At 52.4% G+C, this 13312-nt stretch carries 15 protein-coding genes; 5 read left to right on the top strand and 10 right to left on the bottom strand.

Annotation, left to right across the window (positions count from 1 at the left end; genetic code table 11):
- Positions 1-197 precede the first annotated feature (197 nt).
- The 3 genes from rpsI to zapE form a co-directional block, all read right to left on the bottom strand.
- A complete protein-coding gene (rpsI, locus tag NXT09_RS20180) occupies positions 198-590 on the bottom strand; it encodes a 30S ribosomal protein S9 (protein ID WP_010280182.1) in 393 nt (130 codons plus the stop codon).
- Positions 591-605: 15 nt separating this feature from the next.
- Positions 606-1034: a 50S ribosomal protein L13 gene (gene rplM / locus NXT09_RS20185; RefSeq protein WP_005975488.1), complete on the bottom strand. Its 429-nt coding sequence runs from the start codon at positions 1032-1034 to the stop codon at positions 606-608.
- A gap of 238 nt (positions 1035-1272) precedes the next feature.
- On the bottom strand, positions 1273-2424 hold the full coding sequence (gene zapE, locus NXT09_RS20190) for a cell division protein ZapE (protein ID WP_268581011.1): 1152 nt from the start codon (positions 2422-2424) through the stop codon (positions 1273-1275).
- A 221-nt stretch (positions 2425-2645) separates the two neighbouring features.
- Between zapE and zapG the strand changes: the two genes are divergently transcribed.
- The 3 genes from zapG to degS all read left to right on the top strand — a co-directional run bounded on the left by zapG (position 2646) and on the right by degS (position 5914).
- Entirely contained in the window at positions 2646-3050 is a 405-nt protein-coding gene (gene zapG, locus NXT09_RS20195; protein ID WP_205549136.1) for a Z-ring associated protein ZapG, read from the top strand.
- A 258-nt stretch (positions 3051-3308) separates the two neighbouring features.
- Complete coding sequence (gene degQ / locus NXT09_RS20200) at positions 3309-4679, top strand: serine endoprotease DegQ (protein WP_039279103.1); 1371 nt, start codon at positions 3309-3311, stop codon at positions 4677-4679.
- 137 nt (positions 4680-4816) lie between these two features.
- Complete coding sequence (gene degS / locus NXT09_RS20205) at positions 4817-5914, top strand: outer membrane-stress sensor serine endopeptidase DegS (RefSeq protein WP_205554166.1); 1098 nt, start codon at positions 4817-4819, stop codon at positions 5912-5914.
- A 107-nt stretch (positions 5915-6021) separates the two neighbouring features.
- Here the strand turns inward: degS and murA are convergent, their stop codons facing one another.
- The 7 genes from murA to mlaF all read right to left on the bottom strand — a co-directional run bounded on the left by murA (position 6022) and on the right by mlaF (position 10875).
- Positions 6022-7284 carry a UDP-N-acetylglucosamine 1-carboxyvinyltransferase gene (murA, locus tag NXT09_RS20210; protein WP_010296664.1) on the bottom strand — a complete coding sequence of 421 codons (1263 nt, stop codon included), beginning with the start codon at positions 7282-7284 and terminating at the stop codon, positions 6022-6024.
- Positions 7285-7366: 82 nt separating this feature from the next.
- On the bottom strand, positions 7367-7621 hold the full coding sequence (gene ibaG / locus NXT09_RS20215; protein ID WP_010280170.1) for a BolA family iron metabolism protein IbaG: 255 nt from the start codon (positions 7619-7621) through the stop codon (positions 7367-7369).
- A 134-nt stretch (positions 7622-7755) separates the two neighbouring features.
- Positions 7756-8046 (bottom strand): lipid asymmetry maintenance protein MlaB, encoded by a 291-nt coding sequence (gene mlaB / locus NXT09_RS20220; RefSeq protein WP_268580983.1) that lies wholly within the window; start codon positions 8044-8046, stop codon positions 7756-7758.
- Between the two features lie 13 nt (positions 8047-8059).
- Entirely contained in the window at positions 8060-8689 is a 630-nt protein-coding gene (gene mlaC, locus NXT09_RS20225) for a phospholipid-binding protein MlaC (protein WP_205554170.1), read from the bottom strand.
- A gap of 12 nt (positions 8690-8701) precedes the next feature.
- Positions 8702-9268: an outer membrane lipid asymmetry maintenance protein MlaD gene (gene mlaD / locus NXT09_RS20230; protein WP_268580984.1), complete on the bottom strand. Its 567-nt coding sequence runs from the start codon at positions 9266-9268 to the stop codon at positions 8702-8704.
- 4 nt (positions 9269-9272) lie between these two features.
- On the bottom strand, positions 9273-10055 hold the full coding sequence (gene mlaE / locus NXT09_RS20235) for a lipid asymmetry maintenance ABC transporter permease subunit MlaE (protein WP_205554175.1): 783 nt from the start codon (positions 10053-10055) through the stop codon (positions 9273-9275).
- A 7-nt stretch (positions 10056-10062) separates the two neighbouring features.
- Positions 10063-10875, bottom strand: coding sequence for a phospholipid ABC transporter ATP-binding protein MlaF (gene mlaF, locus NXT09_RS20240; RefSeq protein ID WP_039279090.1), 813 nt, complete (start codon positions 10873-10875; stop codon positions 10063-10065).
- A gap of 289 nt (positions 10876-11164) precedes the next feature.
- Between mlaF and NXT09_RS20245 the strand changes: the two genes are divergently transcribed.
- A complete protein-coding gene (locus tag NXT09_RS20245; protein ID WP_268580985.1) occupies positions 11165-12130 on the top strand; it encodes a calcium/sodium antiporter in 966 nt (321 codons plus the stop codon).
- Positions 12131-12185: 55 nt separating this feature from the next.
- Positions 12186-13295, top strand: a complete 1110-nt coding sequence (kdsD, locus tag NXT09_RS20250) for an arabinose-5-phosphate isomerase KdsD (protein WP_268580986.1) — start codon at positions 12186-12188, stop codon at positions 13293-13295.
- Positions 13296-13312 lie beyond the last annotated feature (17 nt).

Raw genomic sequence — 13312 nt, forward strand, 5'->3', positions numbered from 1 at the left:
TGGCATGGGCTTTCTTCAGGCTATAGCCTCACAGGAACAATCACCACCTCCCGAGGAGGTGGTTTAAAGCTGACAATGCAAAAGACCACCTCAATAGGTGGTCTTTTGCATTGGTAGCCTCAAGCACTGAGACATAAAAAAACCCGGTGACCAGCACCGGGTTTTTTGCATTGATTTCGCTGCAAAGCAGCAAGAAATTAACGCTTGGAGAACTGAGGACGACGACGTGCTTTACGCAGACCGACTTTCTTACGTTCAACCTGACGAGCATCACGAGTAACGAAACCAGCTTTACGCAGTTCGCTACGCAGAGACTCATCATACTCCATCAGAGCGCGGGTGATACCGTGACGGATCGCACCAGCCTGACCAGAGATACCACCACCTTTAACGGTGATGTACAGATCAAATTTACCAACCATGTCGACCAGTTCAAGCGGCTGACGAACTACCATGCGGGCAGTTTCGCGACCGAAGTACTGTTCCAGACTACGCTGGTTGATAACGATGTTACCGTTGCCCGGTTTGATGAACACGCGAGCGGCGGAGCTTTTGCGGCGACCAGTGCCGTAGTATTGATTTTCAGCCATTGCCTATAATCCCGATTAAATGTCCAGAACTTGCGGTTGCTGTGCCGCGTGATTGTGCTCGGTGCCCGCGTAAACTTTCAGTTTACGGAACATAGCACGACCCAACGGGCCCTTCGGCAGCATGCCTTTAACCGCGATTTCAATCACACGCTCAGGACGGCGGGCAATCATCTCTTCAAAGGTCGCTTGTTTAATACCACCGATGTGACCGGTGTGATGATAATAAATCTTGTCAGTACGCTTGTTGCCAGTTACAGCAACTTTGTCAGCGTTCAGAACGATGATGTAATCACCCGTATCAACGTGCGGAGTGTATTCCGCTTTATGCTTGCCGCGCAGACGACGAGCCAGTTCAGTAGCGAGACGGCCTAAAGTTTTACCGTTCGCATCAACAACGTACCAGTCGCGTTTTACGGTCTCTGGTTTAGCTGTAAAAGTTTTCATTAAAAGCTTACCCAATAATTAGTTACACGTTGGTGAACACCCAAACGCTCGAAAACAGTTGAGGCTCACACGACCATCAAGTCCAGCAAACCTACCCCTTCGAATAGCCATTGCCGGCACTATAAAGTTTTTGGGAAAAAAAACTTTGTTGTAACGTGGGGTCGCAAGATTATAGAGAAGTCATTCTCAAAGATCGACCTTTTTTCACACGCAAATGACTAAAAAACCGCAGCCTGCGTTACGCCAAATGCGGCTGCCGTAAGTACTCTTCGCTTTGCATTTCCTGCAAACGGGATAAACAGCGCTGGTATTCAAATTTCAGGTGATCTCCCTGATAGATCTCAAACATCGACGCCTGCGCAGAAATAATCAATTTGATACGGCGATCGTAGCACTCGTCCACCAGTGCCAGAAAACGGCGAGCGGTGTTTTCTTCCTTCGTTTCCATCACCGTCACATTGTGCAACAGCATCGTGTGGTAGAGGCGCGACAGTGCGATGTAATCATTCTGGCTACGCGCTTCGGTACACAGCGTGTGGAAATCGACCGCCAATACACCGTCACTCACGCCAAGTGTCGATAACGGACGATGATTGATCTCCAGCACCGGCCCCGGCGTCTGCCACGTTTTCCCCGTCAGGCGGGTAAACATCTGCTGCATCGCCGCATCCGTCTCTTCATTCAGCGGCGAGAGATAAAGGTGTGCCTGCGTCAGCGTACGCAGACGATAATCGATACCCGCATCGACATTACGCACTTCGCAATACTGCTTAATCAGCCCAATCGCAGGCAGAAAACGCGCGCGTTGCAGTCCATTACGGTAGAGATCGTCTGGCGGAATATTCGACGTCGCCACCAGCGCAATACCACGAGCAAACAGCGCTCGCAGCAGCTCAGCCAGCAGCATCGCATCGGTAATGTCAGAGACGAAGAATTCATCGAAACACAGCACATCCGTTTCGGCTTTAAAACCGTCGGCCACTTTCTCCAGCGGATTTTCCTGCCCTTGAAACTGGTTCAGTTCTTCATGCACACGCAGCATAAAACGATGAAAATGCAGGCGCATCTTGCGTTCGGCGGGCAAGCTGTGGAAAAACATATCCATCAGCCAGGTTTTACCGCGCCCGACGCCGCCCCACATGTACAGCCCCTGAACTGGCGCAGATTCACGTTTATTACGCCGCCCCAGCCAGCTACGCCATTTCCCCACGCGTTCGGATGTCCCCGCAGCGCCATCAGCAGCGCGTTCACATAACGCCTGATGTATCGCCTCCAGGCGCACAACGGTTTGCCGTTGCACCTCGTCCGGCTGATATTCACCAGCGGAAAGCGCCTGCTGATAAAGCGCTAAGGGTGTTGTTTGCTGTTGTGTTGTCTGTGGAATAACCATAGCCATCGCAATCCCTGAGAAAAAAGTTAGTCGTGTTTTGCTGTGTGTTGTCGTCGATTTAAGCCGTAATCGTCGCAGTTAACAACCTTGATGTCTGCGGTAGGTCAACATTCCTTTCTGTCATTGAGCATCAGGATTCCACTCAGGCAAGGTTAACGGTTATAGTGACTATTATTAAGTGAAAAACCCTACGGGACAACGACGTCAAAATAGGAGCTATTATGACTTGGGAGTATGCGCTGATAGGTTTAGTTGTCGGTATTATTATTGGTGCTGTAGCCATGCGCTTTGGTAACCGTAAGCTGCGGCAACAGCAGGTATTGCAGAATGAGCTGGAGAAAAGCAAAACCGAACTGGAAGATTATCGTCAGGAATTGGTGGGTCACTTCGCCCGCAGTGCGGAGCTGTTGGATAACATGGCGGATGATTATCGTCAGCTTTATCAACACATGGCGAAAAGCTCCAATAACCTGTTACCTAACGTTCCCGGTCAGGATAATCCGTTTAAATATCGTCTGACCGAATCAGAAGCGGATAACGATCAGGCTCCGGTGAACATGCCGCCGCGCGATTATTCCGACGGTGCATCAGGCCTGCTGCGTGGCGAACACCCGATTCGCAAGTAATTCAGTTTCCCCCTAAGCGTGAGGCTTTCTGTCTCACGCTTTCCACTCTCTTGTTCTACGCTTAAAACGCTTGTACGTTTAAGACGCGTACCGCAGGCTGTCATCGCCCGATCACGCATTAAAAAAGCGATAGTTACAATCTGCTGACGAAACAGCAGTGAACTTTACACATTGATCGCCAGTCTGACTCTTCACCGTGTCTTTAAGTTTATATATCATCGTTTTATTCATCCGCAGGCCGTGAGAGAGTTAATAACAATGAAAAAAACATCATTACTATTTAGTGCACTGGCAATGAGTATAGGTTTGACCCTGTCCACGCTTCCCGCTGCAAATGCTGCGCTGCCTGCCGTGGTTCAAGGTCAACAGACGCCAAGTCTGGCCCCGATGCTGGAGAAAGTTTTGCCAGCCGTCGTCAGCGTGCATGTTGAAGGTACACAGGTACAGCGTCAGCGCGTACCGGAAGAATTCAAGTTCTTCTTTGGCCCTAACTTCCCGACGGACAAACAAAATTCTCGCCCGTTTGAAGGACTGGGTTCTGGCGTCATTATTGACGCCGCAAAAGGTTACGTGCTCACCAACAATCACGTGATCAACAACGCCGACAAGATTCGCGTCCAGCTTAATGACGGACGTGAGTATGAGGCGAAATTGATTGGGCGTGATGAGCAGACCGATATCGCCCTGCTACAGCTGAATGACGCCAAGAATCTGGTCTCTGTAAAAATGGCCGATTCCGATCAACTGCGCGTCGGTGATTTTGCCGTTGCCGTGGGTAACCCGTTCGGCCTTGGTCAGACGGCGACGTCCGGTATTATCTCCGCGCTGGGACGTAGTGGCCTGAATCTTGAAGGGTTAGAAAACTTCATCCAGACCGATGCGTCCATCAACCGCGGTAACTCCGGCGGTGCGCTGGTTAACCTTAACGGCGAACTGATCGGTATCAATACCGCGATCCTGGCGCCGGGCGGTGGAAACATCGGTATCGGCTTCGCTATCCCTAGCAACATGGCCCAGAATCTGGCTCAGCAGCTGGTTGAATTTGGCGAAGTGAAGCGCGGGCTGCTGGGTATTAAAGGCAGCGAGATGACGTCGGAAATGGCGAAAGCCTTCAACGTCGACGCGCAGCGCGGCGCCTTCGTCAGCGAAGTCTTACCGAAATCTGCCGCATCCAAAGCCGGTATCAAGGCGGGTGACGTGTTGACGACGTTGGATGGTAAACCAATCAGCAGCTTTGCAGAACTGCGGGCCAAAGTCGGCACCACCGCGCCGGGCAAGACCGTGAAAATCGGCCTGCTGCGTGATGGTAAACCGCAGGAAGTTTCCGTCGTGTTGGACAACAGCTCATCGGCATCAACCAGCGCTGAAACGCTTTCACCGTCATTGCAGGGGGCTTCTCTGACTAATGGCCAACTGAAAGACGGCAGCAAAGGCGTACAGATCGATAACGTTGCTAAGGACACACCTGCAGCGCAGGTCGGTCTGCAAAAAGGCGATGTCATCATCGGCGTGAACCGCGAGCGTATTGAAAACATCACGCAACTGCGCAAACTGCTGGAAGCGAAGCCTTCCGTTCTGGCCTTGAATATCGTCCGGGGCGAAGAAACGATTTATCTGCTGCTACGTTAATCGCTTGCCGTCTTTTTCGGCAACTTAACTGGCAAGAACATCGCTAATGTTAAAAAATCGGACACCGAGCCATGCGGTGTCCGAACTTCTCGTGATATCCTCCCCTTATCTCCCTTTTTCCACAGTAAATCACGGCCATGCTTGCTAAGTTATTACGTTCAGCGCTCTTTGGTGCCCTCGTCGCCGGTATTATTCTGGCCGTACTGCCCTTTGTTGGGTCTGGCACGTCGTTTCTGAAAGGCAATGACAAAAATACTGATGGTTCGCCCATAAGCTACCATCAGGGAGTCAGCCATGCGGCGCCTGCTGTGGTGAACGTTTATAACCGGGTTGCCAAAGAGGGGAAACCTAGCGAAGTCGCCATTCATCCTCTCGGCTCCGGCGTCATCATGAATGAAAAAGGGTATATTTTAACCAACAAGCATGTGATTAATAACGTGCAACAAATCCAGATAGAGCTGTCAGACGGCAGACTGTACGAAGCCCGCGTGATCGGTTCCGATAGCCTGACAGACCTGGCTGTATTACAAATTGATGGCATCAACCTGCCCGTTATTTCGATAAATCCAGACCGTATACCGCACGTTGGCGATGTCGTGATGGCGATCGGCAACCCTTATAATCTGGGGCAAACCGTCACTCAGGGCGTTATCAGCGCCACTGGCCGCGTCAGCCTCAGCGCTTATGGTCAGCAAAGAAGTCAGGTAGGACGCCAAAACTTGCTGCAAACCGATGCGTCCATCAACCACGGAAATTCCGGCGGTGCGCTGGTCAATACGCTCGGTGAATTGGTCGGTATTAATACTCTCTCGTTTGATAAAAGCAGCAACGGTGAAACGCCGGAAGGCATTAGCTTCGCCATTCCCGTCGCGCTGGCGACCAAAGTGATGGGCAAACTCATCCGTGATGGTCGCGTGGTGCGTGGCTATATTGGCGTTAACGGCGTACAGATCGAAAATATTGAGAACAGCACGTCAACCAGCAACCGTGATGCGCAGGATAGATTAAGCGGGATTCTCGTTCAGACTATCGACCCAGGTGGACCAGCGGATAAAGCGGGTATTCGTGTCGAAGATGTCATCGTTAGCGTGAACAATAAGCCTGCACGCTCGATTATTGAAACCATGGAACAGGTTTCGGAAATACGCCCCGGCACTGTCATTCCGGTCACGATTGTGCGTGATAAAAATCAAGTCACGCTGCAAATGACAATTCAGGAATTCCCTACCCAATAACGGCATACAAGGTCGTTGATAAAGTCACATCGGAAGGTAAACAAGAAACCGGGTGGGAACCCACCCGGCTGACAAACCTAATTGTGAAGATAAACTAGCTAAAACGCTTACTCGTGCTCTTTCACGCGCTCGATGTTCGCACCTAACGCACGCAGCTTATCTTCGATGCGGTCATAGCCGCGATCGATGTGATAAATACGATCGACTATCGTCACACCTTCCGCGATACAACCGGCTAATACCAGACTGGCTGACGCACGTAAGTCGGTCGCCATCACCTGCGCACCGGACAGCTTATCAACGCCGTGGCAAATCACCGTGTTGCTCTCAATTTCCGCCTGTGCACCCATACGGATAAGCTCAGGCACGTGCATGAAACGGTTTTCGAAGATGGTTTCGGTAATCACGCCCGTCCCTTCCGCAACCAGATTCAGCAGGCTGAACTGCGCCTGCATATCGGTCGGGAATCCTGGATGTGGCGACGTGCGAACGGTAACGGCTTTTGGACGCTTACCGTGCATATCCAGACTGATCCAGTCTTCGCCGATTTCGATCTCCGCGCCCGCTTCGCGCAGCTTCGCCAATACCGCATCCAGCGTATCAGGACGAGTATTGCGACACATAATCTGACCACGAGATACCGCAGCCGCGACCAGGAAGGTCCCGGTTTCAATACGGTCAGGCACCACGCGGTAGACACCGCCGCCCAGACGCGCAACGCCTTCAATGGTGATTTTATCCGTGCCTGCACCGCTGATTTTCGCACCCAGCGTATTCAGGAAGTTTGCCGTATCGACAATCTCGGGTTCACGCGCGGCGTTCTCAATAATCGTGGTGCCTTCCGCCAGCGTCGCCGCACTCATGATGGTGACCGTGGCGCCCACGCTCACTTTATCCATCACGATGTGCGCACCTTTCAGGCGGCCATCAACCGTTGCTTTGACATAGCCTTCTTCCAGTACGATCTGCGCACCGAGCTGCTCAAGGCCGTAAATGTGCAAATCTACCGGGCGCGCGCCAATCGCACAGCCGCCAGGCAGCGAGACCTGACCTTGACCAAAACGCGCCACCAGCGGCCCTAAAGCCCAAATAGAGGCGCGCATGGTTTTCACCAGATCGTACGGCGCACAAAACACGTTTACATCGCTGGCATCCACATGGACGGAACCGTTACGCTCAACGCGCGCACCCAGCTGACCAAGCAGCTTCATGGTGGTATCAATATCACGCAGTTTCGGTACGTTCTGAATTTCTACCGGTTCTTCTGCGAGTAGCGCAGCGAACAGGATGGGCAACGCAGCATTCTTGGCGCCAGAAATGGTCACTTCCCCCGCTAAGCGGGTTGGGCCCTGAACACGAAATTTATCCATAGTCTTTGTATCTCGATGTCTTAATTCAATATGTCGTCACACTGATACCGGCCGTTTATTCCCACTCGCGGGGGAATAAGACTTAGAAGCCGTTCAGTTTACGGTCGCGTTGCCACTCTTCCGGCGTATAAGCCTTGATTGACAGCGCATGAATACGGTTATCCGCGATGTACTCCATCAGCGGCGCATAAACAGCCTGCTGTTTTTTTACTCGGCTCATTCCAGCAAAAAGTCCGCCCACTACGATGACCTGAAAATGGCTGCCATCACCAGAAACATGGGCTTCTTCCAGTGCCAATGCGTTCATCAGCACGTCTTTAATTTCGTTATTTTCCATCGCTCTCGATTTCTATGTCAGGGGGAGATGATTTACAGGGAGGTATCTTAGATGAATATGACGCTATCTTAAACAAAGAATACGCCCCTTCAGACGATGCCTAAAGGGGCGAATCCGGTAACCCGCGTTACCGTTTAAGACACAGGAATGATTTCATTCAGGTTATAGAGCGCAATGAGCGTTTTTAGCCGATCGCTGGCACCGACAATCGTTATCTCTCCGCCTGAAGACGGTTGCTGATAAACGTGCATCAGCAATGCTAACCCCGCAGAATCAACGCGGTTTAATCCAGACACATCCAGCGTGGTTTTACCCGCCAGCAACGATTCACGCTGCTGCCAGAACGGTAACAGCGTTTCACGATCCAGCTCGCCCGTTAACGCCAGCGTGGAGTCCTGCGCCTGCCAGTTCAATGCGTTCACCATGTTCGTACCCAAATTACTTTTTCTGATCCAACGTGATGGTCTGCTTCGCCGAGGATTCCAGCTGTTTAGTCAGGCCATCCACGCCGTTCTGACGCAATATTGCCGCCCACTCGTTCTGCTTGGTGGTGATCATACTGACGCCTTCGGCAATCATGTCGTACGCCTGCCAGTTACCGGTTTTACTGTTCTTACGCCATTGGAAATCCAGACGTACCGGAGGACGGCCGCCGTTATCAATGATGGTGACGCGAATAGAAACGATATCGGCATCTCCCAGCGGTTTCTCAGGGGCGATCTGGTAGGTCTGCCCGTTATACATCGCTAGCGCCTGGCCGTAAGCCTGCTCCAGATAGGCTTCAAACGCTTTGAAGTAGGCATCACGCTGTGCCGGTGTCGCATCTTTGTAGTAACGACCCAGAACCAGCGCACCGGCGTATCTCACCTGAACATACGGCAGCAGCTCTTCACGTACGACGGTACGCAAATAATCAGGGTTTTGTTTGATATTTGGTTGTTCGTTCTTTAAACGATCAAAAGTTTTTTCCGCCGCTTCATTCATTAAACGATAGGGATTCGTTTGATCCGCCGCGTTGGCTAATGGCGCGACCACCAGTAAAGCCACCATCAGTAAACGTTTAAACATGCAGATATCCTCTTATGGATGTGAAGGAACAGGTTCGTTGTTGTGTTCAGGGGTTGCCGCAGAATTGGCACCCGGCTCCGTACCTGATTGACCGGCATTATCTTCGCTATTGCTACCGCTCTTATATAGGAATTGACCGATGAGATCTTCAAGCACCATCGCTGACTTGGTGTCCTGAATCACACCGCCGTCTTTCAGGATCGCGGTGCCCATTTCCTCATCTTCAAACCCAATGTTCAGCGACAAATACTGTTCGCCCAGCAAGCCGGAGGTGCGAATGGCCAGAGAGCTGGTATCAGGAATATGATCGTAGCGCTGCTGGATATCCATCGCCACACGCGGCAGGTACGTTTTCTCGTCCAGCGAAATATCCGCTACGCGGCCAACAACCACGCCGCCAATTCTGATCGGAGAACGCGCTTTCAACCCGCCAATGTTGTCAAACGTCGCATACAGACGATACGTCGGCTCGCTACCAATCGATTTAAGATCGGCGACTTTCAGACATAAAAAGAGGATGGCAGCCAGCGCGATCAACATAAACACACCAACCCAGACTTCAGTTTTCTTTGTTTGCATCGACTCAGTTCCCAAACATCAGTGCTGTCAGCACAAAATCCAATCCCAGTACCGCTAACGACGAGTGCACGACGGTTCGGGTCGTTGCACGGCTGATCCCTTCAGACGTCGGGATCGCGTCATAGCCGTTAAACAGTGCAATCCAGGTCACGGTAATCGCAAATACGATACTTTTAATCACGCAGTTCAAGACATCCTGACGCCAGTCAACCGCGCCCTGCATCGCAGACCAGAAGAACCCGCTGTCGATGCCTTTCCAGTCCACACCGACCAGCGCGCCGCCCCAAATGCCCACCGCGACAAAGATCACCGCCAGCAGCGGCATACTGATTAATCCCGCCCAGAAGCGCGGCGCGACAACGCGGCGCAGCGGATCGACCGCCATCATCTCCATGCTGGAGAGCTGTTCTGTCGCCTTCATCAGGCCAATTTCCGCTGTCAGCGCGGAACCCGCACGACCCGCGAACAGCAATGCTGTCACCACCGGACCGAGTTCACGCAGCAGCGACAGCGCCACCATCATGCCCAGGCTGGCCTCGGCGCTGTAAGTCGTCAGGATGATATAGCCCTGCAAACCCAGCACCATGCCGATAAACAGGCCGGAAACCATGATGATAAGCAGCGACTGCACACCAACGCTGTAAAGCTGTTTCACCAACAGCGGCCACTGTTTTCTGAATTCGGGTTTACCCACCAATGCATTAAACAGCATCAGCCCGGCGCGCCCAAACGCGGCACTGGTGGAGATTCCCTGACGCCCTAACGACGCCAACGTCCGTAATAACATGACTGCGTTAACCCCCTGAACCTAGCAGCGACGTTTTATAGTCGCCCGCCGGAAAACGGAAAGGCACTGGCCCGTCGGCGATACCATCCAGGAACTGACGCACCTGCGGGTCATTGTTTGCCCTCAGTTGATCCGCGGTCCCTTCCCCAATCACCCGCTTATCGGCCACGATATACGCGTAATCGGCAATGCTCATCACCTCCGGCACATCGTGAGAAACCACAATGCAGGTCACGCCCAATGCATGATTCAACTCGTCGATAAGCTTCACCAGTGTCCCGAGCGTAATCGGGTCTTGCCCGACAAAAGGCTCATCAAACATAATCAGCTGCGGGTCAAGCGCGATGGCTCTCGCCAACGCCGCGCGCCGCGCCATGCCGCCGGAAAGCTCCGCGGGCATCAGTTTCGCCGCGCCGCGTAGCCCCACCGCTTCCAGCTTCATCATGACGATGCTACGCAACAGTTCTTCCGGCAGTTTAGTGTGTTCACGCAGCGGCCAGGCGACATTATCAAACACATTCAAATCGGTGAATAACGCACCGGACTGAAACAACATGCTCATTTTCTTGCGCGCGTTGTACAACTCACTGCGCGACAACGTCGGGATATTCTCGCCATCAAACCAGATTTCGCCGCTGTCAGGCGGTAGCTGTCCGCCAATCAGGCGTAAAAGCGTGGTTTTACCGATACCGGAAGGCCCCATGATCGCGGTAACCTTGCCTTTAGGCACATTCAGCGTGATGTCCGTAAAAATCTCTCGCTCTCCGCGCCGAAAGCTAAGACCACGGATCTCGACCAGATTAGTTGCCTCATGGTTCATTATTTCCATTCCTTACCCATCAGTACGCTCATAAAGAGGTCTTTCACTCCAGCCTAACGGCTGGCTTTCATCAAGGTGCGAGTTTTACAAAAACTTACCGTCAGTTCTTGTCCAAAATGGCGGCACAAACCGTTACTGGGTTTTACTTATCGCGACAGGTTTTACTTTTTCGCCAAGCACCGTCAGAATTAGCACTCATCACAGAAAATGCTTTTTGTGCGAAAATCGTCCAGAAATACTGACTTATTCGACAACAAGCCGGTGATTATATCCTATTAAAGGACGCTGCATGCTTTTTGCAACACTACTCTTGTTCGTTGGTTTGCTACTACTGGTTTACGGTGCCGATCGTCTTGTCTATGGCGCCGCCGTGCTTGCGCGTTCTCTTGGCTTACCTCCTTTCGTCATCGGCATCACCATTGTCGGCTTCGGCACCTCGCTACCCGAGCTGATTGTTTCCGTTACCGCCGCCTTAAACGATCAGAACGATATGGCCGTCGGTAATGTTATCGGCTCTAATATCGCCAATATCTTACTCATTCTCGGCAGCGCGGCTCTCATTCGCCCGCTAACGGTACATTCGGCCATCCTGCGCCGGGAATTGCCGCTCATGTTGTCCGTCACTTTATTGTGTGGCGTTTTACTGCATGATAGCTACCTGAGCCGCACCGACGGCATAATGCTGCTCTTTGCCGCCATTCTGTGTCTGGTGTTGATACTTCGCATGGCACAACGGGCGCAGCGGGAAGGCGGCGATAGCCTGACGCGCGAGCAGTTGGCGGAGCTCCCGCAGGATGACAGCAGCCAGATGGTCGCCGTGCTGTGGTTGATTCTCGGTATGATTATTTTACCCATGGCCGCCCGTATGGTGGTGGATAACGCCACCGTCATTGCACGCTACTTCGATGTCAGTGAGTTGACTATCGGGCTGACCATATTGGCGATTGGCACCAGCCTGCCTGAGCTTGCTACCGCCATCGTCGGGACGCTGAAGAAAGAAGATGATATTGCGTTGGGCAACCTGATTGGCTCGAACATTTTTAATATTGCGATTGTTCTGGGCGTACCTGCTCTGCTCTCGCCGGGCGCACTGAACCCTCTGGCTTTTCAGCGCGACTATTGGGTCATGCTGGCGGCGAGCGTGTTATTAACCGCACTGTGCCTCAGCAAAAAACGCCGTATAGGACAGAGCGCAGGCACATTATTATGCTGCGCGTTTATCGCCTATCTGACAGCTCTATTTTGCTTTTCATAAGCAGTTTTGTTTTTCATAAGACGCTCTGTTTTTCATCATAATCAGGACTATTGGTATGTCACAGTTTGAACAAGATGCTCATCTAAAACAGCAGTCTGACCGTGCACTATCCGATCATGCACCACAAGCCGATCACGCACCACTATCCGATCACGCACCACAAGCCGATCACACGCGACAAAAGGCTCATGAACTACCAGCAGATTTCGATTTCCAGCAAGCGGGCAAGCAGGTACTGAGTATCGAGCGCGATGGGCTTGCGCAATTAGACCAGTACATTGATGACAACTTTACCCTCGCCTGCAAAAAGATATTCGATTGCCAGGGCAAAGTGGTGGTGATGGGAATGGGCAAATCCGGCCACATCGGCTGTAAGATTGCCGCGACCTTCGCCAGCACCGGTACGCCTGCTTTTTTTGTTCATCCAGGCGAAGCCAGCCACGGTGACCTCGGCATGGTGACGCCCCACGATATCGTGATCGCCATTTCCAACTCTGGCGAATCCCATGAAATTCTGTCGCTGATTCCCGTGCTGAAACGCCAGAAAGTGTTCCTGATCTGCATGACCAGCGCACCAGAAAGCACGATGGGTAAGGCGGCGGATATTCACCTGTGCGTTCACGTCCCGCAGGAAGCCTGCCCGCTCGGTCTGGCCCCCACCACCAGCACCACCGCAACGTTGGTCATGGGCGACGCGCTGGCCGTGGCGTTGTTACAGGCGCGCGGCTTTACTGCCGAAGATTTCGCGCTTTCTCACCCCGGTGGCGCACTCGGCCGCAAACTTTTACTGCGCGTCAGCGATATCATGCATTCGGGTGATGAGATTCCCCATGTCCCACACGATGCCTCGCTGCGTGATGCACTGGTGGAAATTACGCGCAAAAATCTGGGTATGACGGTAATCTGCGAGGCAGATATGAAAATTCAGGGCATCTTTACCGATGGTGACCTGCGCCGCATCTTCGACATGAATATTGACTTGAACAGCGCGCGCATTGCTGATGTGATGACCGCGGGCGGCATCCGGGTCGCACCGCAAACGCTGGCGGTGGATGCACTTAACCTGATGCAGTCGCGCCACATCACCTCCGTGCTGGTGGCAGAAAACGATCGTCTGGTCGGGATCGTCCATATGCACGATATGCTGCGGGCTGGCGTGGTTTAAAAAGAAAGGATAATAAT

This window comes from Pectobacterium jejuense (genome assembly GCF_026800125.1).
In the GTDB taxonomy this organism is placed as follows: Bacteria; Pseudomonadota; Gammaproteobacteria; order Enterobacterales; family Enterobacteriaceae; genus Pectobacterium; species Pectobacterium jejuense.